The organism is Sphingomonas sp. IBVSS2, from assembly GCF_002127225.1.
GTDB lineage: Bacteria > Pseudomonadota > Alphaproteobacteria > Sphingomonadales > Sphingomonadaceae > Sphingomonas.
Window position 1 is genome coordinate 94,800 of sequence record NZ_NFUR01000004.1, and the last position, 23,726, is coordinate 118,525.

At 67.7% G+C, this 23,726-nt stretch carries 18 protein-coding genes and 1 tRNA gene; 12 read left to right on the forward strand and 7 right to left on the reverse strand.

Annotated features, from left to right (window positions below; genetic code table 11):
• Positions 1-7: 7 nt before the first annotated feature.
• Both CAP40_RS14225 and CAP40_RS14230 read right to left on the reverse strand, forming a co-directional pair.
• A complete protein-coding gene (locus CAP40_RS14225) occupies positions 8-1,333 on the reverse strand; it encodes a PAS domain-containing sensor histidine kinase (protein ID WP_086130203.1) in 1,326 nt (441 codons plus the stop codon).
• Entirely contained in the window at positions 1,323-2,717 is a 1,395-nt protein-coding gene (locus CAP40_RS14230; RefSeq protein WP_086130204.1) for a sigma-54 dependent transcriptional regulator, read from the reverse strand. Before CAP40_RS14230 ends, CAP40_RS14225 begins: the two co-directional genes overlap by 11 nt.
• A 138-nt stretch (positions 2,718-2,855) precedes the next feature.
• On the opposite strand from CAP40_RS14230, the gene CAP40_RS14235 reads away from it, so the two are divergent.
• From CAP40_RS14235 to pelA, 6 genes are all read left to right on the forward strand, one after another.
• Entirely contained in the window at positions 2,856-3,080 is a 225-nt protein-coding gene (locus CAP40_RS14235; RefSeq protein ID WP_144034366.1) for a hypothetical protein, read from the forward strand.
• A 64-nt stretch (positions 3,081-3,144) separates the two neighbouring features.
• A complete protein-coding gene (locus CAP40_RS14240; protein WP_256924228.1) occupies positions 3,145-4,446 on the forward strand; it encodes an efflux RND transporter periplasmic adaptor subunit in 1,302 nt (433 codons plus the stop codon).
• Positions 4,447-4,466: 20 nt separating this feature from the next.
• Positions 4,467-5,147 (forward strand): ABC transporter ATP-binding protein, encoded by a 681-nt coding sequence (locus CAP40_RS14245; RefSeq protein WP_179188250.1) that lies wholly within the window; start codon positions 4,467-4,469, stop codon positions 5,145-5,147.
• A gap of 52 nt (positions 5,148-5,199) precedes the next feature.
• Positions 5,200-7,698 (forward strand): ABC transporter permease, encoded by a 2,499-nt coding sequence (locus CAP40_RS14250; protein WP_086130208.1) that lies wholly within the window; start codon positions 5,200-5,202, stop codon positions 7,696-7,698.
• Positions 7,699-8,002: 304 nt separating this feature from the next.
• Complete coding sequence (locus CAP40_RS14255; protein WP_086130209.1) at positions 8,003-8,434, forward strand: DUF1772 domain-containing protein; 432 nt, start codon at positions 8,003-8,005, stop codon at positions 8,432-8,434.
• Between the two features lie 217 nt (positions 8,435-8,651).
• A complete protein-coding gene (gene pelA, locus CAP40_RS14260; protein WP_179188185.1) occupies positions 8,652-9,935 on the forward strand; it encodes a pectate lyase in 1,284 nt (427 codons plus the stop codon).
• 114 nt (positions 9,936-10,049) lie between these two features.
• Here pelA and CAP40_RS14265 read toward each other — a convergent pair whose 3' ends face one another.
• Both CAP40_RS14265 and CAP40_RS14270 read right to left on the reverse strand, forming a co-directional pair.
• Positions 10,050-11,921, reverse strand: a complete 1,872-nt coding sequence (locus CAP40_RS14265; protein ID WP_086130210.1) for an ABC-F family ATP-binding cassette domain-containing protein — start codon at positions 11,919-11,921, stop codon at positions 10,050-10,052.
• Between the two features lie 43 nt (positions 11,922-11,964).
• The gene (locus CAP40_RS14270) at positions 11,965-12,789 is read right to left on the reverse strand and encodes a PhnD/SsuA/transferrin family substrate-binding protein (RefSeq protein WP_179188187.1); all 825 of its coding nucleotides are present in this window, start codon (positions 12,787-12,789) and stop codon (positions 11,965-11,967) included.
• 155 nt (positions 12,790-12,944) lie between these two features.
• On the opposite strand from CAP40_RS14270, the gene CAP40_RS14275 reads away from it, so the two are divergent.
• A complete protein-coding gene (locus CAP40_RS14275; protein WP_086130212.1) occupies positions 12,945-13,421 on the forward strand; it encodes an RcnB family protein in 477 nt (158 codons plus the stop codon).
• A 105-nt stretch (positions 13,422-13,526) separates the two neighbouring features.
• Here the strand turns inward: CAP40_RS14275 and CAP40_RS14280 are convergent.
• Together CAP40_RS14280 and CAP40_RS14285 are read right to left on the reverse strand one after the other, a co-directional pair.
• Positions 13,527-13,603 (reverse strand) — tRNA-Pro (locus tag CAP40_RS14280).
• Positions 13,604-13,680: 77 nt separating this feature from the next.
• The gene (locus CAP40_RS14285) at positions 13,681-14,976 is read right to left on the reverse strand and encodes an FAD-dependent oxidoreductase (RefSeq protein ID WP_086130213.1); all 1,296 of its coding nucleotides are present in this window, start codon (positions 14,974-14,976) and stop codon (positions 13,681-13,683) included.
• Between the two features lie 98 nt (positions 14,977-15,074).
• Between CAP40_RS14285 and pnuC the strand changes: the two genes are divergently transcribed.
• The 3 genes from pnuC to CAP40_RS14300 all read left to right on the forward strand — a co-directional run bounded on the left by pnuC (position 15,075) and on the right by CAP40_RS14300 (position 18,684).
• Entirely contained in the window at positions 15,075-15,623 is a 549-nt protein-coding gene (gene pnuC / locus CAP40_RS14290) for a nicotinamide riboside transporter PnuC (RefSeq protein WP_086130214.1), read from the forward strand.
• Positions 15,620-16,144: an AAA family ATPase gene (locus tag CAP40_RS14295; RefSeq protein ID WP_086130215.1), complete on the forward strand. Its 525-nt coding sequence runs from the start codon at positions 15,620-15,622 to the stop codon at positions 16,142-16,144. The genes pnuC and CAP40_RS14295 overlap by 4 nt, the downstream gene beginning before the upstream one ends.
• Positions 16,145-16,359: 215 nt before the next feature.
• Positions 16,360-18,684 (forward strand): TonB-dependent receptor, encoded by a 2,325-nt coding sequence (locus CAP40_RS14300; RefSeq protein WP_086130216.1) that lies wholly within the window; start codon positions 16,360-16,362, stop codon positions 18,682-18,684.
• Positions 18,685-18,805: 121 nt separating this feature from the next.
• On the opposite strand, the gene CAP40_RS14305 is transcribed toward CAP40_RS14300, so the two are convergent.
• A complete protein-coding gene (locus tag CAP40_RS14305; protein ID WP_086130439.1) occupies positions 18,806-19,747 on the reverse strand; it encodes a CsgG/HfaB family protein in 942 nt (313 codons plus the stop codon).
• Between the two features lie 166 nt (positions 19,748-19,913).
• Here CAP40_RS14305 and lepA point away from each other — a divergent pair, with 166 nt between their 5' ends.
• Positions 19,914-21,722 (forward strand): translation elongation factor 4, encoded by a 1,809-nt coding sequence (gene lepA, locus CAP40_RS14310; protein ID WP_086130217.1) that lies wholly within the window; start codon positions 19,914-19,916, stop codon positions 21,720-21,722.
• 374 nt (positions 21,723-22,096) lie between these two features.
• Positions 22,097-23,719 carry a hypothetical protein gene (locus tag CAP40_RS14315; protein WP_144034367.1) on the forward strand — a complete coding sequence of 541 codons (1,623 nt, stop codon included), beginning with the start codon at positions 22,097-22,099 and terminating at the stop codon, positions 23,717-23,719.
• Positions 23,720-23,726 lie beyond the last annotated feature (7 nt).

The following is a 23,726-nucleotide window of genomic DNA, read 5'->3' on the forward strand; positions in this document are numbered from 1 at the left end:
GCTGGCCCTAAAGCAGGATCCGGAACAGCGCGCCGCCGCCCGGGGCATCGGCGATCGCGATGCTGCCGCCATGCGCCACCACGATCTGGCGCGCGAGGTTCAGCCCCACGCCGGTGCCGGTCGCGCGGGTGGTGAAGAAGGGCAGGAACACGTCCTGGCGCAGCCCTTCGGGCACGCCGGGCCCATTGTCCTCCACTTCGATCGCCAGCGCCTCGCGGTCCTGGAACAGCCGCAGCGCCAGCCGGGGCGGGCGGCCCTGGCCGGCCATGGCCTGGGCCGCGTTCTGCAGCAGGTTGATCAGCACCTGCGCCAGCAGGTCGGGATCGGCATCGATCGCCAGCCGTGCCGAGGCCACATGGATCTCGAGCGGCACCTCCGGCTCGCGTGCGGCGAAAATGCGGCCCAACTCCTCCGCCCAGGGCTGGGCGGCAAAGGCCTGGCGCTGGATTTCCGGTGTGTGCGCCACCGCGCGATAGGCTTCGATGAAATGCCCCAGCCCATGCGCGCGCCGGGCGAGGGTGGATACTGCGGCCCGCGCATCGGCGATCCGCGGATTGGCCGCCAGCTCGGGATCGTCGAGCAGGTCCGCCGCGGTGGCGGCGAGCGACGTCACCGGCGTCAGCGAGTTGAGGATCTCATGGGTCAGCACCCGCACCAGATCGGTCTGCGCGGCCATCTCGACCGCGTCGAGCGTGCCCTGGATCGGCTGCACCGTCACGACGCGGATGCTGCGCCCCAGCCGTTCGAGCATGCCCGAGCGGACCAGCGCGCGCTGCGTCCGCCCCTCGATCGCCAGCAGCAATATCTCCTCGGTCGCGCCGCCGCCCGCCAGCCGCTTGGCGAGCGTCGCGCCATAGACGGCATAATCCTCGGCCCGGGTACCCGGCGTTTTCCGGAACAGGCGCCGCGCCGCCTTGTTGGCGGGGGCGACCTGGCCCTCGCCATCGATGGTGAGCAGCGCTACCGGCATGTCGTCGACCAGCGCTTCCAGGAAGCGCATCTCGGCGGCGGCGGCCATCTGGCGCGCGCGCAGCCGATCCATGGCGGAGTCGAGCGCAGCGCCGAGCGCTTCGAACCCGCCGCCGCGATCGCCGCCGAAGCGGGCGGCGGTATCGTCGAAGCGCAGCGCCTCGACGAAGCGCGCGACATCGACATTGGTGCGCGAGACGTGGCGCCACAGCCCCCAGACCGCGCCCAGGACGAGCAGCAGCGCGACGATCCGCGCCGCGCCCAGCCCCGGGGTGAAGAGCGTCAGGGCAGCGGCGGCAAGCGCTCCGCCCAGCGCCGCGATCCAGGCGGCCAGGCCGAGCGTGAAGCGCCGGTCAAAGCCCATGCTTCTCCATCCTGCGATAGAGCGCCGCGCGCGACAGGCCCAGTTCGGCGGCGGAGAGCGAGATGTTGTAGCCGTGCTTCTTCAACGCCTCCTCGACGATCCGGCGCTCCATGCGCTCCAGGTTGAGGTCGTCGTTCTGCGGGTGCTGCGGCGGCGGAGTGACCGCCGCGCTCGGGAAGCGCGGCATCGCGCGGATGAGCGCGAAGTCCTCCGGCTCCAGCGCTTCCTCGCGCGCCAGGATCACCGCGCGCTCCAGGGCGTGGCGCAGCGCGCGGACATTGCCCGGCCAGTCATGCTCGAGCAGCGCCATCCGCGCCGCCGGGCTCAGCGCCGGCACCGGCCGTCCATAGCGCTTCGCATAATGCTGGAGATAATGGGTGATCAGCTGCGGCAGGTCCTCGTGGCGCGCGCGGAGCGGCGGCAGGTCGATCTCCACCGTGTTGAGGCGGAAGAGCAGGTCCTGGCGGAAATGGCTTTCGTCGCGCAGCTTCTCGGGCGGCAGGTTGGTCGCGGCGATCACGCGGATATCCACCGGCACCGGCTTGTTGGCGCCCACCGGCGTCACCTGGCGCTGCTCCAGCACGGTGAGCAATTTGGGCTGGAGCCGCAGCGGCAGGTTGCCGATCTCGTCGAGGAACAGCGTGCCGCCATGTGCCGCCTGGATGCGGCCCACCCGGTCGGTACGGGCATCGGTGAAGGCACCCTTCACATGGCCGAACAGCTCGCTGTCGATCAGGTCCTCGCTGATCGCGCCCAGGTCGACCGTCAGCATCCCCTGGTCCGCCCGCAGCGACTGGCGATGCAGCTCGCGCGCCACCAGCTCCTTGCCGGTGCCGTTCTCGCCCAGCACGAGCACATTGGCATCGGTGGGCGCCGCGCGGGCGATCAGCGAGTGGACGCGCGCCATCGCCGGCGAATCGCCGAGCAGGGGCGACGCACCGGCCGGCGCGGCGGGGGAAGCCACGCCCCTGCCGCTCACTGCCTTGCGCGAGCGGCGGAGCGACGCGGCGGTGCGCACGGTGGCCAGCAGCTTCTCGTTCGACCAGGGCTTGGAGACGAAGTCGGTCGCGCCGCGCTTCATCGCCGCCACCGCCACCTGCACGCCGCCATGCGCGGTGATCATCACCACCACCATCTCGGGGTCGACCGCCAGCAGCTTGTCCAGCCAGGCCAGTCCTTCGGCCGCATCGGTGGCGCCGCGCGCGAAATTGGCGTCGAGCAGCACCGCGTCGGGCGTGCGTGCCTGGATCAGCGGCAGCGCCTCTTCGGGGCTGCGCACCGCCTCGACATCCCTGAACAGCCTGCGCAGCAGCAGCCGCGAGGCCATCAATATGTCCTCGTCGTCGTCGATCACGACGCAGAATTCGAATTCCGGATCGCTCATTCTGCCCGCTCCCGTACAGCTAGTGTGCGGAACCGGACAATCAATTTACGTGCCAAGCCCTGGTCCCCCCTCGGCGCGCAATTGGCACGGGTCATGCTGACACTCCGATGAACGGCGCAAGTGCCGGAGGAGGAAATCGTGCGGCGCATCGACACGGGGAAAGCGGAGCGAAGGGCGCGCGCGGCATTCGCCGCGCTGGCGCTTCTGCTTTGCGCCGTGCCGCAAGGCCGCTTCGGGCTCGATCTCCGCGTTCAGGCGAACGCCACCCGCGCGGCGCTCGATCTCGGGCCGATTTCGTTTCGGATAGCGTTCGATTCCGGACGCTCCTGTCCGGAATCGAACAGTTGCCGCGCAAGGATGTGACGTGCCGCCGCTGGGGAAAGCGACTGGCACGGCTGTTGCTGGGGTAGTTGGTGGGGAAGAGGACATGGCAGTTTTGCGAATGCAGAAGGACAGGGGGGGCGTCTCCGGAAGCGGGATGGACCAGGTCGTCGAGAAGCGGGGGCTCTCGGGGCGGCTCAAGGTCGCGCTGGGCGCGGCGGTGCTGCTGCTTGCGCTGGCCGGCTTCTGGTGGTTCGCCCCGTCGGGCGCGAGCCAGACGGTGGGCGCCGACCGCGTGACCATCTCCAGCGTCACCCGCGGCACCTTCGACGATTTCATGCCGCTGCGCGCCCGCGTCACGCCGCTCCTCACCGTCTATATCGACGCGGTGGAGGGCGGCCGGGTCGAGAAGATGCTGGTCGAGGACGGCGCCACCGTCGCCGCCGGCCAGCCGATCGCGCTGCTCTCCAACGCCGAGCTCCAGCTCTCCACGCTGGCCCGCCAGACCGAGGTGGAGCAGCAGATCAATAACATGCGCAGCCAGGAACTGGCGCTCGCCCAGACGCGCCTCACCAACGAGCGCGCCGTGCTCGCGGCCGAGACCGTGTATGACAAGGCCCGCCGCCAATATGATCGGGAAAAGCCCCTCGCCCAGCGCGGCTTCGTCTCGGGCAAGCAGTTCGCCGATACCGAGGCGGATTACGCGCTCAGCCAGCGCAACCTCGCCGCCCTGAAGCGCAGCCAGGCGACCGATGCGCGCCTCCAGGGCAGCCAGCTCTCGCAGCAGCAGGCCGCGGCCAAGTCGATGCAGTCGGGCCTGGCCATCGCCCGCGCCAATCTCGACGCCCTCCAGCTGCGCGCGCCGGTGGCCGGCCAGCTCTCGGGCTTCTCCGTACAGGTCGGCCAGTCGCTCGGCCGCGGCGAGCGGGTCGGCCAGATCGACAGCCCCGGCCGCAACAAGCTGATCGCCGGCGTCGACGAATTCTATCTCGGCCGCGTCCAGCTCGGCCAGCAGGCGGCGCTCGATTGGGGCGGCAAGCGCTATGCCGCCAAGGTCACCAAGATCTATCCGCAGGTGCAGAACGGCCAGTTCCAGGTCGACCTGCAGTTCACCGGCGGCGAGCCGCCCCAGCTCCAGCGCGGCCAGACGATGCAGGCGCGCCTCACCCTGGGGGATTCCGCGCCGGCGCTGCTGATCCCCAACGGCGCCTTCTACAACGATACCGGCGGCGCCTGGGTGTTCGTCGTCGCCCCCGGCGGCGGCGCGGCGGAGAAGCGCAACGTTCGCCTCGGCCGCCGCAACACCGACTTCGTCGAAGTGCTCGAAGGGCTCGAGCCCGGCGAGAAGGTGATCACCTCGCCCTATACCGGCCTTACCGACAAGACGCGCCTGGACCTGACCAAATGACCGAAAAGAAAGGGAATCCGATGCTGCAGATGCGCGAACTCTCCAAGGTCTACCGCACCGACACGGTGCAGACGACCGCGCTCGACGCGATCGACCTCGAAATCGCCCAGGGCGAATTCGTCGCGATCATGGGCCCGTCCGGCTGCGGCAAGTCGACCCTGCTCAACATGATCGGCATGCTCGATAGCCCGTCCTCGGGCAGCTATCTGTTCAACGGCCAGGAAGTTGCCGGGCTCAGCGAGAGCCGGCTCGCCGATGTCCGCAAGGAAAATATCGGCTTCATCTTCCAGAGCTTCAACCTGGTCGACGAGCTCAGCGTCCGCGACAATATCGAGCTCGCGCTGCTCTATCACAAGGTCCCCGCGGCCGAGCGCAAGCGCCGGGTGGAGGAAGTGATGGACCGCACCGGCATCGCCCACCGCGCCAAGCACCGGCCGAGCCAGCTTTCGGGCGGCCAGCAGCAGCGCGTTGCCGTCGCCCGCGCGCTCGTCGCCAGCCCGAAGCTGATCCTTGCCGACGAGCCGACCGGCAATCTCGACACCCAGCATGGCGAGGAAGTGATGCACATGCTGCAGACGCTGAACGCCGATGGCTCGACGATCGTGATGGTCACGCACTCGCCGGCGCACGCCGACTATGCCGGCCGCATCGTCAACATGCTCGACGGCCGCGTCCTCCAGGAACGCCGCCGCGCGGCTTAATCCAAACTCGCTCTCCCCTGAAGGGGCGAGGGAGAAGAGAAGGAAGAAGCCCATGTGGCGCAACTATCTGACGGTCGGCCTGCGCGCGCTCGCGAAGAACCGCACCTATGCCTTCATCAACCTGTTCGGGCTGGCGGTCGGCCTGGCGGCCTGCCTGCTGATCCTGCTCTACGTCCAGTATGAGCGCAGCTACGACCAGTGGCTGCCCGACGCCAACCGCACCTATCAGTTCCAGGTCTATTACCAGAGCAACAACAGCGACAACGCCTTCGACAATCAGGGCGCGCCCTATGTGACCAAGGCGGCGCTGCTCAAGGATTTCCCGCAGATCGAAAGCGCCGCCTATACCGGCGGGCCGCAGCTCACCCTGATCAAGGACGGGCAGGCGACCCAGGTCGCGGATGGCCGCCTGGTCGACGGCGCCTTTCTGGACACGATCGCGCTGCCGATGGCGCAGGGCGACAAGCGCGCGCTCTCGCGCCCGGGCACGGTGGTGGTGAGCGAGGAGGAGGCGGAGAAGATCTTCGGCACGACCAATGTCGTCGGCCGCACGATCACGCTGGTCGTCTCGGGCAAGAAGGCCGATTACCGCATCACCGGCGTGTTCAGGGATCTGCCCAGGAATTCGCACATGTCCGCGCGGATGCTCGCCCGCGTCGATTTTCCCAGCCTGTTCGCGGACAATAACGGCTTTCTCACCAGCTGGGGTTGGACCTCGGGCTATGTCTATGTGAAGCTGCGCCCCGGCACCGACGTTGCCGCGCTCAACAACCAGATGAACGCCTGGAAGAAGCGCAACATCCCGGACGAGACGTTCAACGGCAAGCGGACCAATGCGGGTGACGAGCGCACCTACAAGCTGGTTCCGGTGCCCGACGTGCATCTGGGCCGCGCGAACGGCTCGGGCATGACGCCCGGCAACGACGTGCAGACGATCGCCACCTTCGGCATCATCGCGCTGCTGATCCTCGCCATGGCCTGCATCAACTTCACCAACCTGGCGACGGCCCGGGCCAGCCAGCGGGCACGCGAGGTGGCGCTGCGCAAGGTGCTCGGCGCCACGCGCCGCCAGCTGATGATCCAGTTCGTCGGGGAATCGGTCCTGCTCGCCACGATCGCGATGCTGCTCGCGCTGGCGGTGGTGGAGATCGTGCTGCCCTGGTTCGGCACCTTCCTCGATGCCGATCTGAAGCTGCGCTATTTCGGCCATGACGGGCTGATCCTGCCGATGATCGGCCTGGTGCTGCTCGTCGGCGCGGCCGGCGGCCTCTATCCGGCCTTCTATCTGTCGCGCTTCCAGCCCGCGCGCGTGCTCAAGGCGAACAAGTCGGCGGCGGACGCCGAGGGTTCGGGGCGGCTGCGCAGCGCGCTGGTGGTGATCCAGTTCGCGGTGTCGATCGGCCTGATCATCTGCACCGCGGTGGTCTATGGGCAGAATGTCTATGCCCGCTCGCTCGATCCCGGCTACAAGCGTGCCGGGCTGATCCAGCTCCAGGGCATCGGCTCCAGGGCGATCGGCGATCAGGCCGATGCGCTCACCCGCGCCATCGCGCAGGTGCCCGGCGTCGAATCCGTAGGCCGTACCATGATCGGCGTCGTTACCGGCAGCACCTCCTCCACCTCGGTGGTGGTGCCTGGGCGCGCCGATCCGGTCGATATCAGCATCTACGGCGTCGATGCGGGCTTCTTCCCCACCATGGGCATTCGCCTGCTGGCCGGCCGCCTGTTCGACGAGAACCGCCCGGCGGACGACATGACCACGCCGATCGTCGAGGATCCGGCGGCCGAGCGGGCGCTGGTCGCGCGTGGCGGCCATATCGTGGTCAATGAATCGGGGGCGAAGCGCCTCGGCTTCAAGACAGCGCAGGAAGCCGTCGGCAAGACGATCCGCTACGGCGTGAAGGACGAATATGGCGGCCTGATGAACGTCACCATCATCGGTGTCGTCGCCGATGCGCGCTTCCGCACCGCGCGCACCGCGATCGAGCCGACCATGTTCCTGTTCGACAGGCACAATGTCGGCTGGCTGGTCGCCCGCTTCCATGGCGACCCCCGCCCGATACGGGACGGGATCGAGCAGGTCTGGCGCCGTTATGCGCCCGATGTCGCGTTCGATGCGATCCTGGCCGACGATGTGATCGCGCGCGCCTATCGGCGGCTCGACGCGCGGGCGCAGATGTTCGGGATGTTCGCCATCCTCGCAGTGGTGATCGGCTGTCTCGGCCTGTTCGGCCTCGCCGCCTTCACGGCGGAGCGGCGGACCAAGGAGATCGGCATCCGCAAGGTGCTGGGTGCCCGCACGATCGACATTGCGCGGCTGCTCGTCTGGCAGTTCACGCGCCCGGTGGTGATCGCCAACATCATCGCCTGGCCCGTCGCCTGGTGGCTGATGCGCGAGTTCCTCAACGGCTATGATGCGCGCATCTCGCTCACCCCGGTGCCCTTCATCGGTGCGAGCCTGCTCGCGCTGGCGATCGCGGTGCTCACCATCGGCGCCCATGCCTTCCGCGTGGCGCGCACCAATCCGGTTCATGCCCTGCGCTACGAGTAGGCGCGTCAGTTCAGGGCCATGAGGAGCGGGCGAGGGAGCGATCCCTCGCCCGTTTTTGCTCAGGCGATGGGTGGGCCATCGCGGCTCCGAATCGGAGGTCGGTGCCATTCGAATGCAGCTGGGCGGGTGTCGTGACCCTTGATCGATCGCGCGTGAGCGGCGATAGTCGGCCAGCCGGAAATAGAGCAGCAGGTCGGTAGTTCCTGCACCCCAAGCGGGGTTCTTCCCAGCCACGGCGTCACCCGAAACTCGGGAGGCGCGGTCGTGCGGGTTGGCGCCTCCTCGAACCAAGCGAGGAACGGCTATGATAATTTCACTTGTTGCTTTGCTCGGTGCAACGCTTTTCACTGGCGCAGCGCTCTATATCACCTTGGTTGAGCATCCCACCCGGCTCGGTTTGGACGATGGCCCGCTGCTTCAGCAATGGCAGCCGAGCTACAAGCGCGCACTGCCCATCCAGTCCGGCCTGGCCGTGATTGGCGGCGTGGCGGGGCTGCTGGCCGGCTACCTCACGAAAGATTGGCGCTGGGTGGCAGGGAGTGTCGCTCTACTTGCGAACTGGCCGTTCACGCTTCTGGTCATCCTGCCCGTCAACAAGCGCCTCATGGCGTTGGACCCTCGTCACGCCAACTCTGAAAGCCGCGGGATGCTCGTCCAATGGGGCAAACTCCACAATGTCAGAAGCGTGTTGGGAGCCATCGCCATGCTCCTCTTCGCGGCGGCGTTCGCAAGATAGCTCATGGTTTCCCCGGGGCCGATCGACATTCCGGTTGAGGGAATGATTTGGCGGGCCGGAACCTTTCGAACCAAGACACCTCTTCCGTCATCCCCGCCCGCGCGGGGATGACGACTATCGGGTACACCTTGTCGCATGGGATAATCGCCAAACACTCCCGCTAGCGCTAACAGCAGAACCCGTTATCCTTGCGCCGATACCAAAATCGGGAGGGGACATGATTCGCACCGCAAGGATCGCGCTGTTCGCAGTTACGGTGATGACACCGGTGGCATATGCGGCGGACGAAGTGATCGGCCACATGACTCCGGCCGAGCCGGTCACCGATGCCCGCATCGCGGCGCTTCCCGCGGCCGAGCGGGCCGCCTGGACCGCCTATCTCGCCCGCTCGCGCGCGCTGATGGCGGCGGACAAGGCCGCGCTCGCCGCCGAGCGCCAGGGCCTGGCCGAAATCCCCGCGCCGCCGCCCAGCGGCAAGTCGGGCGGCAGCGGCATGCCCGCCGACCGGGCGGCCGCCTTCTATGCCACGCCCGAGGCGCGCCGTGTCGCCGACAACATCGTCAGCTTCCAGACGCCCGCCGGCGGCTGGGGCAAGAATGTCGATCGCGACGGCTCGGTTCGCGTGCGGGGCCAGCATTATGTCCCGATCGAGCATCTGCCCGCCAATGCGCGCACCGGCGACGACGAGGCGTGGAGCTATGTCGGCACGATCGACAACAACGCCACCACTTCGGAGCTGCGCTTCCTCGCGCGCGTCCAGGCCGTGGCGCCGGGAGCGCAGGGCGACGGCTATCGCGCGGCCTTCCTCAAGGGCGTGCGCTATCTTCTGGGCGCGCAGTTCCCCAATGGCGGCTGGCCGCAAATCTATCCGCTCCAGGGCGGCTATCACGACGCGCTGACCTTCAACGACGATGCGCTCTCCTCGGTGGTGACGGTGCTCGCCGACGTCGCCCGCCGCCGGGACGATTATGCCTTTGTGCCCGAAGCGCTGGCCGCGCAGGCGAAGGCGGCCTGCAACCGTGCGATCGCGGTGATCCTGCGGACCCAGCTGGTGGTGGACGGCAAGCGGACGATCTGGGGCCAGCAGCATGACGCGCTCACGCTCGCGCCCGCGGGGGCCCGGAACTTCGAACCGGCCGCCCTGTCGTCCGACGAGAGCGCGGACCTGCTGCTCTTCCTGATGCGCCAGGCCGACCCTTCGCCATCGGTCGACGCCGCGGTGCGCGACGGCATCGCCTGGCTCGAGGGGCATGCGATCCACGGCGTCGCGTTCGAAAAGGGGCCGGACGGCCGCAAGCTCGTGGACCGGCCGGGCGCCGGGCCGATCTGGTCGCGCTATTACGATATCCGGACGGGCAAGCCGATCTTCGGCGACCGCGACCGTTCGATCCACACCGACGTCAATGCGCTGAGCGCGGAGCGGCGCAACGGCTATAGCTGGTACAATGCCGGGCCCGCCAAGGCGCTGGCGGCCTATGCGAAATGGGCGGGGCGGAGGTAAGCCAACCCCTTCCCCCATCCGTCATCCCGGCTTTCGCCGGGATGACGGTGATCGCGCTCTCCGAACCGTCGGATCCTTGCACCCGCGCAAGCTTCCGTGTCCGGAACTGTGGGTTCAGCCGGACGCTTCGAGCGCCTCGCTGGCCTGGAGCCATGCCGCTTCGGCCGCCTCGAGCCGCGCTTCCACTTCGCCGCGCCGCTTCATCAGTTCGCCCATCGAAAGGGACTTGAGCGCCGGCGAGGCGATCCCGGCCAGCGCGCCGTCCACTTCGGCCAGCGCCCGCTGCGCCTTGGCGATCTCGCCCTCGGCGTCCTTCACGGCCTTGCGCAGGCCGGCCGAGGCTTCGCGCGCCTGGGCGGCGGCGCGGCGCTCCTCCTTCTTGTCCACCGGCGCGGCGGCCGGGGCGGGCGGCGGCGCCGGCTCCTTGCCGGAGACGACGAAGGCGGCATATTCCTCGATCGTCCCGTCGAACTCGCGGGCGGTGCCACCGTCGACGAGGAGCAGCCGGTCGGCGACCAGCTCGAGCATGTGCCGGTCGTGGCTCACCAGCACCACCGCGCCCTTGAACTCGGCCAGCGCCTGAACGAGCGCCTCGCGGGTATCGACGTCGAGGTGGTTGGTCGGCTCGTCGAGGATCAGCAGGTGAGGGGCGTTGTGCGTCACCAGCGCCAGCGCCAGCCGCGCCCGCTCGCCGCCCGAGAGCTTGCCCACCGCGGTCAGCGCCTTGTCGCCCGAGAAGCCGAAGCGGCCCAGCTGCGAGCGTATCTGCACCGGCGTCGCGCCCTTCATCACCCGGCCCATCGTCTCGACGGGCGTGTCCTTGGGATCGAGCTCCTCGACCTGATATTGAGTGAAATAGCCCACCGTCAGCTTGGTGGCGGTGGTCATCTCGCCTTCCATCACCGGCAGTTCGCCGGCGATCATCCGGGCGAGCGTGGTCTTGCCGTTGCCGTTGCGGCCGAGCAGCGCGATCCGGTCGTCGGGGTCGAGCCGGAGGCCCAGGCGCGAGAGGATCGGCTTGCCGGGCTCATAGCCCACCGCGACATGGTCGAGCGTCAGCAGCGGGGGGCGCAGGCCCACCGGATTGGGAAAGTCGAAACGCATGCTCGGGTCCTCGGCCACCGCCGCGATCGGCTGCATCCGTTCCAGCGCCTTGACCCGGCTCTGCGCCTGCTTGGCCTTGCTCGCCTTGGCCCGCCAGCGGTCGACGAACGCCTGGAGCTTCTCGCGCTCGGCGACCTGCTTCTCGCGCGCCGCCGCCTGCTGGGCCAGCCGCTCGGCCCGCTGCCGCTCGAACGCGTCATAGCCGCCGGGATAGAGCGTGGTCTGGCCGCGATCGAGGTGGAGGATATGGTCCGCCACATTGTTGAGCAGGTCGCGCTCGTGGCTGATCAGCAGGATCGTGCCGCGATAGGCGCGCAGGAACCCCTCGAGCCACATCACCGCTTCCAGGTCGAGGTGGTTGCTCGGCTCGTCGAGCAGCAGGATGTCGGGGTTGAGGAAGAGGAGCGAGGCCAGCGCCACGCGCATCCGCCAGCCGCCCGAGAAGCTGTCCATCGGCCGCGCTTGCATCGCCTCGTCGAAGCCCAGGCCCTTCAGGATGCGGCCGGCGCGGGCCGGAGCCTCATAGGCGTCGATCTGGTCGAGCCGTTCGTAGATATGGCCGAGCCGGTCGGGGTCGGTCTGGGTCTCCGCCTCGAGCAGCAGCGCGGCGCGCTCGACATCGGCTTCCAGCACCGTGTCGAAGGCGCTGGTCTGGCCGCCGGGCGCGTCCTGGCGGAGATAGCCGAAGCGGGCGTTGCGGGGGATATCGACCGAGCCGGTGTCGGTCTCGATCATCCCGGCGATCGCCTTCATCAGCGTCGACTTGCCGGCGCCGTTGCGCCCGATGAAGCCGACTCGGGCACGCGGCGGGATCGCGGCGGAAGCGCCCTCGATGATTGCCCGGCCGCCGAGCCGGATGGTGATGTCGCGGAAGGAAAGCATGGGCGGCGCCTAGCAGCACTCGGCCGCTTGCCCAAGCCATGTATCAGCGCGTCCTGAACGCCGCGTAGCGCGCCCGGTCATAGGCCATGAACCGTGTCGCGCCATCGGCTTCGCTCCAGCCGGCGGCAAGCGCGACGGCGGTCGCGCCGCCCTCGGTGCCGAGCAACGCGGCCTGGATCTCCGCGCAGGGCGTCGCGGGCCCTTCGCGGCACACGACCGGGCCGGGCGGGAGCGGGGCGGAGCGCCAGATCGGGCGCAGGCTGGCGGCTTTCGCCGGGTCGCTTGCCTGCAGCCTGCGCCAGGGATCCTCGGTCAGCGCGGCGACATCGGCGCGGCCCTCGATCAGGTCGGCCAGCGCCGCTTCGTGCGTGCCCGCCATCCGGCGCGTGGCGAAGGCCGATGGCGCGCTGCCCGCCGAACGCAGCGCTTCGGCCTGCACCAGCCCGCCCGAGGTCGATCCCGGCAGCACTTCGCTATAGCGCAGGCCGGACGCCCGTTTGCCGAGCGTATCGAGCGTGTCGATGCCCGTTTCGCGCCGCACCAGCAACACGCCGCGATAGCGGTCCAGTACCGGCGGCGGCGTGTCGAGCACGGCGATGGCCCGCAGGTTCGGGCAGTCCCGCACCTCGACGAACGCGCCGAGATTGGTCATCGCCACATCGACCTCGCCCTTGCACAGCGCTTCGGCCAGCGCGGTCGGTGTCGGCAGCAGCACGATTTCGGCCGGACGCCTCGCGATTCTCCCGGCCAGCGCCGCGATCGGGCCCAGCGCGATCCGGCGATCGTAGCGCGGATAGCTGTAGGTGCCGACGCGCAGCGGCTCCGCCTGCACGGGTGCGGCGAGGGAAAGGAGGAGAGACAGCAGCATGGGGGGATCGATTCCTCGCACGGTTGGCCGGACGAGGGGCAGGATAAACGACTCGCCTGTTCCGGCATAGTAAGTCAATTCCGTAATCCTACGCATGCCACCGAGGGGGAGGGGTTCCCATATCGCAGGCGATCGAGTCAGTGACGGAGATCGTTATGCGCAAGAATCTGTTCTGTTCTGCCTTGGCGCTTGCCTGTGCGGGCGCAGGTTTGACGCCCGGCGTGTCGCCGGCGATGGCGCAGGCCCATCATCAGGGCGGCGGGCGGCAGATGGCTGCGCCCGAAATGGAGCGCGCGCCCATGGCCTATCCGCGCTTCGAGCGCCCCCAGGGCACCCAGACGCGGCCTAACCAGCTGGATCGGTCCTATTACAACCACAACTTCAATGCCGATCGCACCTATCATATCGGGCCGTATCATCCGCCCCGGGGGTTCCAGTATCGCCGCTGGGCCTATGGCGATATCCTGCCCGGCATCTTCTGGGCGCAGGACTATTGGCTGACGGACTATTGGCTGTTCGGCCTCGACGTTCCGCCGGTCGGCTATGAATGGGTGCGCTATGGGCCCGATGCGCTCCTGGTCAACATAACGACCGGAGAGGTCATCCAGGTCGTCTATGGGCGCTTCTTCTGAAGGCCGCGACTCCCCGGCGCCGGCGTCGGGGGGCACGCGTCAAGCCGATCCGCGGAAATGCGGCCCCCGAAAGGGGTAGGATCGACGATTTGCATGAGGATGAAATGGTCGGGGAAAGAGGATTCGAACCTCCGGCCCCTGCGTCCCGAACACAGTGCTCTACCAGGCTGAGCTATTCCCCGACCGGCGCATCCGGGGCGAACCCCGACTGCGAGGGGGCGCCTATAACCACGCCGTGGGAGTCACGCAAGCCACTGAATCAGCTTTTCCGCGCGCCCAGCATGGCATCGACCGAAACGAACTTCTCGCGCGGGGCGCCGATGCGGGCGGCGGCGATCTCGGCGGCGTCGATCTTCTGCCAGTCGCGGAAGGTGACCAGCTCCACACGGCGTTCCGCGAGCAGCGCGTCGAGCCCCGGCCGGCCGGCCTTGCCCGAGCCTTCACCGACATCCTCGGCGATCTTCTCGGCGATGGCGAAGCCGTCGGGCCGGTTGGTGCCGATCGTCCCCGTCGGGCCGCGCCGCGCCCAGCCCACCGCATAGAGGCCGGGCAGCACCCGCCCGTCGAGATTGGCGAATCGCCCCGCCTTGTCGTCATAGGGCACGCCGTCGATCGGCGGGGTGCGATAGCCGATGCAGCTCACCACCAGGCCGGCCGGCACCGCATAGGTCTCGCCCGTGCCATGGGCATTGCCGTCCAGGCCCAGCGCGGTGCGCTCGACGATGACGCGCTCGACCTTGCCATCGCCTTCGATCGCAACCGGCATGGCGAAGAAATCGAAGACGATGCGGATCGGCTTGTCGGGCATGCCCTGGGCGAAGCGGCGCAGATGCCCCACCGACTTGCGCTGGCCGGGATCGAGGACGGCATCGTCCTCCGCCGGCGGCAGGTCCGCGAGGGAGACCACCGGCGTCGCGCGCTGGAGCTCGCCCAGCTCGCCCAGCTCCTTTGGCGTCATCGCGATCTGGTGCGGGCCGCGGCGGCCCAGGATGGTGATGGTGTCGACATGCCCGCCCCGCAGCGCGCCGAGCGCATGGGTGACGATGTCCGACCCCTCGAACTCGTCCTGCGTCTTGGCGAGCACGCGGGCGACGTCGAGCGCGACATTGCCGTTGCCGATCACCACCGCCGGCCCGCCCAGTGGCGGATCGAGATCGGCAAAGTCGGGATGGCCGTTGTACCAGCCCACGAACGCCGCCGAGCCGACCACGCCGCGCAGGTCGGCTCCGGGTATGTCCAGCTTGCGGTCGTGCGGGGCGCCGGTGGCGAGCACCACGGCGTCATAGAGCGTGCGCAGCTCGTCGATCGACACGTCCCGGCCCAGCGTGACGTTGCCGACGAAGCGGACATTGTCGGTCAATGCCACGGCCTCGTAGCGGCGCGAGACGCCCTTGATCGACTGGTGATCGGGGGCGACGCCGGTGCGGATCAGCCCGAAGGGCACGGGAAGCCGGTCGATGATGTCGACCCGGACCTGATCGCCGAACACCTTCTGGCAGGCTTCGGCCGTGTAATAGCCCGCCGGCCCGGAACCGATCACCGCGACGTGACGCATGGGCATTCCTCCCGCGATCTGAGGAGGCCAGCCTAGCGACCGGGCAGGGAAGGGCAACCCTCTCGACGGGCGCCCGGGCTTGTTGCTAGGCCGTGCCGATGATCGAAACGACCGCCAGCCTGCTTGGCCTGATCAACGTCTTCCTGGTCGTTCGCCGCAGCATGTGGAACTATCCCTTCGCGCTGGCGATGGTCGCGCTCTACGCCTGGGTCTTCTATCACGAGAAGCTCTACAGCGACGCGCTGCTCCAGCTCTTCTTCTTCGTGGTCAATCTCTATGGCTGGTCGAACTGGGCGCGCTCGCGGGCCGGGAGCGGCGAAGTGGTGGTCGAGACGATGGGCGTACGGGCGCGCCTGGCCTGGGCGCTGGTCTGCGCCGCGGTGATCGGTGCCTGGGGCTATGCGATGCACCGGCTCACCGATGCGGCCTATCCCTGGTGGGACGGCGGCATCGCGGTGCTCAGCATCGCCGCGCAGATCCTCCAGTCCCGCCGCAGCTGGGAAAGCTGGGTGCTGTGGATCGTCGTCGACCTGCTCGCGATCCCTTTGTTCGCCGTAAAGGAATTGTGGCGTACGGCGGGGCTGTACGGGGTGTTCCTGGCGCTTTCGCTATGGGGGCTCGCCGACTGGCTGAAGGCACGGAAATGAAGCTGCGCACCATCTGTCTCCACGGGCCGGAGAGCACCGGCAAGTCCACCCTGGCGCCGCGCATCGCTGCCTATCTCGGCGGTGAGGTGGTGGACGAATATGGCCGCGAATATGCCGAGGCGCGCGGCATCGACTTCACGATGCGCGACCTGCTGGAGATCGCCAAGACGCACGACGCGGGCGCGCGCACCATGGTCGCGGCCGGCCTCAGGCCGCTGGTGCTCGATACCGATCCGCTGATGACCGCGGTCTGGGCCGACATGCTGTTCGGCGCGCGCGATCCCTGGTTCGACGAATGGCAGGGCACGGCGGATCTCTATCTGCTGTTCGACATCGACATGCCCTGGCGCGCCGACGGCACCCGCATGTTCGGCACCCGGGAACTGCGGCAGAAATTCTACGACCTCAGCAAGGCCGAGCTGGAGCGGCGGGGCGTGCGCTGGGCGCATGTCTCGGGCCAGGGCGAGGAACGCTATGTCAACGCCATCGCCGCGATCGAGGCAGCCCAGGCCGACGGCTGAGGCGCCTCCGACGGTTGCGGGATGCGTATGCTGCACTTGCGAGAAATTGTCGGCCGTTGTCATAGTTCGTACACAATCCGATCCTAACGGCGCCCTTGCAGGGGGCGAGAGCCACTCTTCGATAACAAGAATGCCCGGCGTGACGGTGGCGCGGTTCTGCGAATGCGGGGTCGTGGCCATTGCTGCGTGTCGGGCGCACAGCAGGGAAGAACCACATGAAGATCCGCATCACCAGATCTGCCCTTTTCCTGGGCGCGGCATTCGGCGCGCTCGCCATCGGCGGCACCGCGCAGGCGCAGGACACTGCCGCCCCGGCCGCCGACGAGCCCACGACCGAGATCGTCGTCACTGCCGAGCGCCGTCCCGAAGCGCTGAAGAACACCCCGGTGTCGGTCGCGGTGATCGGCGGCCAGGATGCCCGCGACTTCACCGCCAGCGGCGACGACACGCTGCTCGCGCTGTCGGGCAAGGTCCCCAGCTTCTATGCCGAGACGACCACCGGCCGCATCTTCCCGCGCTTCTACATCCGCGGCCTGGGCAATATCGACTTCTACCTGGGCGCTTCGCAGCCCGTGTCGATCATCCAGGACGACGTGGTGCTCGAGCATGTCGTGCTCAAGTCGAACCCGGTCTATGACCTCGATCACGTCGAAGTGCTGCGCGGTCCGCAGGGCTCGCTGTTCGGCCGCAACACCACGGCCGGCATCGTCAAGTTCGACACCGTCCGCCCGTCGCTGGACGGTCTCGATGCGCGCGGCACGCTGAGCTATGGCAGCTACAACAGCATCAGCCTCGATGCCGGCATCGGCGGCCCGCTGGCCGACAATGTCGCAATCCGCGTGTCGGGCCTGTTCCAGCACCGCGACGACTATGTCGACAACGCCTATTCCGGCCCGAACTCGGACGGCACCCAGCGCCCCAAGAGGAACGCGATGGGCGGCTTCGACGAGCGCGACGCCCGCATCCAGCTGCTGGTGAAGCCGACCGAGGACTGGACCTCGCTCTTCTCGGCGCACATGCGCAACTATAACGGCACCTCGACCCTGTTCCTGCGCAATGCGCTCAAGAAGGGCTCGAACGACGTGAGCAACGTCTCGCGCACCACGGTCCAGTATGACGAGGCGGCGAACAATCCGCAGGACTATGACACCTACGGCCTGTCGTGGAACAACAGCTTCGATTTCGGCCCGGTCACGCTGACCTCGATCACGGCCTTCGAGACCAGCTCGGGCTATAGCCGCGGCGACACCGATGGCGGCTTCAGCCAGCTCGGCTACAATCCGGCGACGGGCACGTGCCGCGATTGCGGCCAGTCGATGGGCCGCCTGCGCGGTCTCGATCAGTGGTCGCAGGAAGTCCGCCTGGCCAGCAACGGCACCGGCGCCTTCAAGTGGCAGATCGGCGGCATGTACTTCGACAGCCGCGACATCACCGAATTCTACCAGCGCGCCTGGTTCCTGAGCCCGGGCGTGGTCGGCCGCAACCCGAACAACTGGGTACGCCTGCACGACGTGAACACCAGCTGGGCGCTGTTCGGCCAGGCGAGCTACCAGGTGACGCCGCGCTTCCGCCTGACCGGCGGCGTGCGCGTGACCCAGGACACCAAGACCACCGATCTGCTGAAGACCGCCGACACCGCGGCGGGCGCCGTGACCTATGCCGGCCGCCGCCACGTCCGCCTGTCGGACCGGCAGCCGAGCTGGGACGTGAGCGCGCTCTATGAGGCGAGCGACGAGCTGAGCCTCTATGCCCGCGTCGCGCGCGGCTTCCGCGGCCCGACCATCCAGGGCCGCTCGGCGGTGTTCAACTCGGACTTCACCACCGCCAATTCGGAGACGATCCTGTCGTGGGAGGCCGGCATCAAGTCGAGCCTGTTCGACAACAAGGTCCGCTTCAACCTGACCGGCTTCTACTACACGGTCGACGACATCCAGCTGAACGGCAACGATTCGAACGGCAACGGCGTGCTGTTCAACGCCGACAAGGCCGAGGCTTACGGCGTCGAGGCCGAGCTGAACGTGCGCCCGGTGCGCAACCTCGCGCTCTCCTTCGGTGCCAGCTGGCTCCATTCGGAGATCAAGGACAAGCGCGTCTACGCCCAGGTCTGCGCGCTGGCCGGCACGGTGGTCTGCACGGTCAACGATCCCACCATCACCCGCACCGTCTTCGGTTCGCCGGCGGTGTTCGCGCAGATCGACGGCAACCCGCTGCCGAACGCGCCGGAGTACAACCTCAGCGCCACGGCCCGTTACGACATCCCGGTCAGCGACAGCGGCAAGGTCTTCATCTCGACCGACTGGAACGTGCAGGGCTACACCAACTATGTGCTCTACAAGACCAACGAGTTCTACTCGAAGGGCAATTTCGAAGGCGGCCTGAAGATCGGCTACCAGGGCGGCAACGGCGCCTGGGAAGTCGCCGCCTTCGCCCGCAACATCACGAACGAGAAGAACCTCAAGGGCGTGATCGAAAACTATATGGCCGCCGTGCTCAACGAGCCGCGCGTCATCGGCGTGTCGCTGACCGGCCGGATCCATTAATCCCTTTCCGGCGGTCAGTCGGGCCCGGCGGATTGCAACTCCGCTGGGCCCGTCCCCTTTCCAGGGCAAAAAAAGGGCGGGTGCCGATGGCGCCCGCCCTTTTCTCTAGCGTTCGGGAACGTCAGTTCGACGGCGCCAGCTTGGTGTTCAGCACCCAGCCGACATTGTCGTTCTCGTCGGCGACTTCCCACCACAGGCCGTTCTTGTTGCCGGTGGGATAGACGATCGCGCCCACCGGGAGCGTGCGGATGACCTTGCCCGTCGCGACCGGGGTGGCGCGCATCGCGACCGGCGCCTGGGCGGTGAAGGTCTTGGCGGGCGCCGCCTGGGCGGTGCCGGCATCGCCCGGCCGGACGAGGCCGAGGTCGGTGACCATCTTGGCATAGGCCTGGATGAACGACAGCGTCACGATCCGGCCGATATCGGTATTCTCATAGCCGCCGCCGACCGCGCCCGCCGCGCCGCCGAAGAAGCCGACGCCGCCGCCCGCGCCGAACCCGATGTCGTTCTTGGCGGCATAGCCTTCCTGCACCGCGATCGTCTCGGTTGTGCGGACGTTGGTGAGCGAGAGCACGGTGTTCGCCTCGAGCTTGCGCGACTTGATGCCACCGAGCAGCCCGCCGACGCGGCCGCCGACCAGGCCGCCCACGATGCCGCCCACCGCGCTGCCGCTGGCATTGCTGTTGGCGCCCTGCACTTCGGCGACGAGCACATAGTCGGCCGCCTTGATCTGTCCCTGGCCGACATTCGCGCCGCGCTGCAGGCCCAGGCCGCCGCCGATGTCACGCTCGCGCGCCGCCGCCTGCAGGCCGGAGCCGCGATCGACGAGGTTGAAGCAGCCCGAGCGCTGCACCAGCACCTTGAGCAGCTTGGCGGGCGGGGCGAGCTGATACTGGGTCCAGCCGCTGGGATCGTCGCCGTCGACGATCGAGAGCGTGCCCAGCTTGCGCGAGCAATGCGGCACGTCGTTGACGGCGGCCTGCTGCAGCTTCTCCCCCTTGGTCGGCTTGGCTTGCTTCTGCGCATAGGCTCCGCTCGCGCCGAGCAGGGCGGCCGAAGCCATCAACGTCTTCACGATGAACGCGGTCTTCGAGGTCATGGTTCTCTCCCTCTGTTTGAAACCATCGCCCGGATAGCGGCAAACGCGTCGCGGTGAAATCACAGAAGGTACCGGCGGTATATTTCGGGCCCTTTGGCTTTCGCGTGCAAGCTGCTAACGCGCCCCGATCATGGCAACCGACCTTTCCAAGATCCGCAACTTCTCGATCATCGCGCACATCGACCATGGCAAGTCGACTCTGGCCGACCGGCTGATCCAGCGCACCGGCGGACTCTCCGAGCGGGAGATGTCCGCCCAGGTGCTCGACAATATGGACATCGAGAAGGAGCGGGGCATCACCATCAAGGCGCAGACCGTGCGCCTGGAATGGAAGGGCCATGTCCTCAACCTGATGGACACGCCCGGGCACGTCGACTTCGCCTATGAGGTGAGCCGCAGCCTGGCCGCCTGCGAAGGCGCGCTGCTGGTGGTGGACGCGGCCCAGGGCGTCGAGGCGCAGACGCTCGCCAATGTCTATCAGTCGATCGAGCATGATCACGAGATCATCCCGGTCATCAACAAGATCGACCTGCCCTCGGCCGAGCCGGAGAAGGTGAAGAACGAGATCGAGGAGATCATCGGCCTCGACGCCTCGAATGCCGTGCTCGCCAGCGCCAAGGCCGGCATCGGCATCGACGAGATCCTGGATGCCGTGGTCGAGCGCATCCCCGCGCCCAAGGGCGATCCGGACGCGCCGCTGAAGGCGATGCTGGTCGACAGCTGGTACGACCCCTATCTCGGCGTCGTCATCCTGGTCCGCGTGATCGACGGCACGATCCGCAAGGGCCAGCAGGTCAAGTTCATGCAGACCGGCACCACCCATCTGATCGACCGGGTCGGCTGCTTCCGCCCCAAGCTCGAGAACCTGCCCGACCTGGGGCCCGGCGAGATCGGCTTCATCACCGCGCAGATCAAGGAAGTCGCCCAGGCGCGCGTCGGCGACACGCTGACCGACGCCAAGAAGCCTGCCGCCGAAGCGCTGCCGGGCTTCAAGGAAGTCCAGCCCGTGGTTTTCTGCGGCCTGTTCCCGGTCGACGCCAATGATTTCGAGAAGCTGCGCGAGAGCATCTCCAAGCTGCGCCTCAACGACGCCTCGTTCAGTTTCGAGATGGAGACCAGCGCCGCGCTCGGCTTCGGCTTCCGCTGCGGTTTCCTGGGCCTGCTCCACCTGGAGATCATCCAGGAGCGCCTCAGCCGCGAATATGATCTCGACCTGATCACCACCGCGCCTTCGGTGGTCTACAAGCTCAAGCTGACCAAGGCGGCGGGCGAGGCCGAGGCGCGGGAGATCGAACTCCACAATCCCGCCGATATGCCCGATCCCAACCGGATCGCGGAGATCGAGGAGCCGTGGATCAATGCGGTGATCTATGTGCCCGACGAGTATCTCGGGCCGATCCTCAAGCTCTGCCAGGACCGGCGCGGCATCCAGAAGAACCTCACCTATGTCGGCGGTCGCGCCCAGGTGACCTATGAACTGCCGCTCAACGAAGTGGTGTTCGATTTCTACGATCGCCTGAAATCGATCAGCCGCGGCTATGCCAGTTTCGACTATGAGCAGATCGGCCACCGCGCCGGCGACCTCGTCAAGATGAGCATCCTCGTCAACAACGAGCCGGTCGACGCGCTGAGCATGATCGTCCACCGCTCGACCGCCGAGAGCCGCGGCCGCGGCATGTGCGAGCGGCTGAAGGACCTGATCCCGCGCCACCTGTTCAAGATCCCGATCCAGGCGGCGATCGGCGGCAAGGTGGTCGCCCGCGAGACGATCGCGGCGTTGCGCAAGGACGTGACCGCGAAATGCTATGGCGGCGACATCACGCGCAAGCGGAAGCTGCTGGAGAAGCAGAAGGAAGGCAAGAAGCGGATGCGCGAGTATGGCTCGGTGCAGATCCCGCAAGAGGCCTTCATCGCGGCGCTGCGGATGGGCGAGGAATAGGGCGACCTGGTGTCCGCCGGCCATCGGTGATGGCCGGCCCGGGCCTTTGCGAAGGCCGCTGCCCGTTCTTGCGGCGATCGGGGTAGCGCACCATCCTCATCGCTTGCCGCTGCGATTTGGTCGCAAATGACTTGCGCGGATTCGTCGGGCGTCGGGAGGTCGAAATCCCGGCGGCGATGAGCCTTCAAGATAAATGTTGCGATCTTCTTCTCCTTTTGAGAAGTCTAACCTGTCTCTCCTCAACAGGTTGGCGCCATGTCTGCAGAGCGGCTCAGCAACAACTTCACTGGTCTTCCGGGAAGTGTGGCTGGGTCGGCGATGCTAGGGGGTGGCACGCGCGCCGGCGACGTCCCGCACATTGATGGAGCGCAACCATGAGCCGTCATCGCATTCCTTCCGTTCCCGTTTCCAACTCTCGCGTCTCGCGCCGCAGCGCGCTGGCGATGCTGTCGTCGTCCGTGGTGGTCGCGGCGTGCAGCGGCGGGTCGCCCTCGCCGAGCCCGGCACCGACTCCGACACCCACGCCCACCCCGACGCCCACGCCGGTCACCGGCCCCGCATGGTTCGGCTATGGCCGCGACGCCCAGCATAGCGCGCTGAGCGGGATCGCCACGCAGGACCTCAATCGCATCGCCTGGACGTCCGCCGTGGATCTCGTGCCGCAATATGCCAGCTGGGGCGGGCTGCTCGCGCATTATGGTTCGCCGGCCGTAACGACGAACAACAATGTGGTGATCCCGGTGAAGACGGGGGCCACGGGCGGCTTCCGTGTCGAGGGCCGTGCCGGCGCGACCGGTGTGCTCCTGTGGATGGCGGCCACCGACTATGTCATGCCGCCGCACAACTGGCAGCCACCGTACAACCTGATCCTCACCCAGCAGGGCCGGGTCTATGCACCGGGGGCCGGCGGGAAGCTGATGATGCGGGCGGATGGGGATTCGGTCAACGGCACCCTGGCGGCCCAGATATTCTACGGCGCGGCGGCGTACAACGCCAATTCCGCCGCATTCGACGGCAGCGTCTTCATCAACACGCCGCTCACGGCGGATAGGAACGGCAATGTCTTCTTCGGCTTCGTGGTGACCGGCGCGAACCCGGCGGGGCTGGTCAGCGGGATAGCGCGAGTCGCGCCCGACGGCACCGGCAGCTGGGTCGGCGTCGCGGCGGCGGCGGGCGATGCTTCGGTCCAGAAGCCCGTGATGAACTGCGCTCCCGCCATCTCGATCGACGGCGGCACGGTGTACATTGCGGTGAACCGGGGCTCGACGACCGCGACGCAGACCGGCTTCCTGCTCGCGCTCGACAGCACGACGCTCGCGACCCGCGCCAGGGTGGCGTTGATCGACCCGAACCTGGGCACTCCCGCGCGCCTTCCCGACGACGGCACGGCATCGCCGGTGATCGGCTCCGATGGCCGGGTGTTCTTCGGCGTGATGGATGCGCAGTTCCCGTCGCACAACACGCGGGGCTGGCTGTTGCAGTTCGATGCCCTGCTCAATCCGGCGGGCGTTCCGGGCAGCTTCGGCTGGGACGTGTCGCCCAGCGTGATTCCCGCGTCGATGGTGCCGTCCTACACCGGCACGTCGACCTATCTGCTCGCAACGAAGTACAATAATTACTTCGGGGTAGGGAATGGCGACGGGCTCAACCGGATAGCCGTGATCGACCCCAAGTCGAGCCAGGCCGATACGATCGTGCCCAGCGTGCAGGTGATGCGCGAAGTGCTGACTATCCTGGCCCCGACGCGGGACGGCGGCTCCGCCAATTCGAGGGTCGAGTGGTGCATCAACACCATGGCCGCGGACCCGGTGCGCAGGTCGATCCTCGCGAACAATGAGGATGGCATGCTGTATCGCTGGGACCTGACCACGAACACGCTGTCGCAGGCCCTGCGGCTGAACGCAGGGCTGGGCCAGGCCTATACGCCGACGCTCGTCGGCGCCGATGGCGCGGTGTACGCGATCAGCAACGCGACGCTCTATTCGATCCGCGCCTAGGATCCGG

Bases quoted from the DNA above. Each gene is read 5' to 3' on its own strand.
- CAP40_RS14225 (WP_086130203.1), bottom strand. From the start codon at position 1,333: ATGGGCTTTGACCGGCGCTTCACGCTCGGCCTGGCCGCCTGGATCGCG.
- CAP40_RS14230 (WP_086130204.1), bottom strand. From the start codon at position 2,717: ATGAGCGATCCGGAATTCGAATTCTGCGTCGTGATCGACGACGACGAG.
- CAP40_RS14240 (WP_256924228.1), top strand. From the start codon at position 3,145: ATGGCAGTTTTGCGAATGCAGAAGGACAGGGGGGGCGTCTCCGGAAGC.
- CAP40_RS14245 (WP_179188250.1), top strand. From the start codon at position 4,467: ATGCTGCAGATGCGCGAACTCTCCAAGGTCTACCGCACCGACACGGTG.
- CAP40_RS14250 (WP_086130208.1), top strand. From the start codon at position 5,200: ATGTGGCGCAACTATCTGACGGTCGGCCTGCGCGCGCTCGCGAAGAAC.
- CAP40_RS14255 (WP_086130209.1), top strand. From the start codon at position 8,003: ATGATAATTTCACTTGTTGCTTTGCTCGGTGCAACGCTTTTCACTGGC.
- pelA (WP_179188185.1), top strand. From the start codon at position 8,652: ATGATTCGCACCGCAAGGATCGCGCTGTTCGCAGTTACGGTGATGACA.
- CAP40_RS14265 (WP_086130210.1), bottom strand. From the start codon at position 11,921: ATGCTTTCCTTCCGCGACATCACCATCCGGCTCGGCGGCCGGGCAATC.
- CAP40_RS14270 (WP_179188187.1), bottom strand. From the start codon at position 12,789: ATGCTGCTGTCTCTCCTCCTTTCCCTCGCCGCACCCGTGCAGGCGGAG.
- CAP40_RS14275 (WP_086130212.1), top strand. From the start codon at position 12,945: ATGCGCAAGAATCTGTTCTGTTCTGCCTTGGCGCTTGCCTGTGCGGGC.
- CAP40_RS14285 (WP_086130213.1), bottom strand. From the start codon at position 14,976: ATGCGTCACGTCGCGGTGATCGGTTCCGGGCCGGCGGGCTATTACACG.
- pnuC (WP_086130214.1), top strand. From the start codon at position 15,075: ATGATCGAAACGACCGCCAGCCTGCTTGGCCTGATCAACGTCTTCCTG.
- CAP40_RS14295 (WP_086130215.1), top strand. From the start codon at position 15,620: ATGAAGCTGCGCACCATCTGTCTCCACGGGCCGGAGAGCACCGGCAAG.
- CAP40_RS14300 (WP_086130216.1), top strand. From the start codon at position 16,360: ATGAAGATCCGCATCACCAGATCTGCCCTTTTCCTGGGCGCGGCATTC.
- CAP40_RS14305 (WP_086130439.1), bottom strand. From the start codon at position 19,747: ATGGCTTCGGCCGCCCTGCTCGGCGCGAGCGGAGCCTATGCGCAGAAG.
- lepA (WP_086130217.1), top strand. From the start codon at position 19,914: ATGGCAACCGACCTTTCCAAGATCCGCAACTTCTCGATCATCGCGCAC.
- CAP40_RS14315 (WP_144034367.1), top strand. From the start codon at position 22,097: ATGAGCCGTCATCGCATTCCTTCCGTTCCCGTTTCCAACTCTCGCGTC.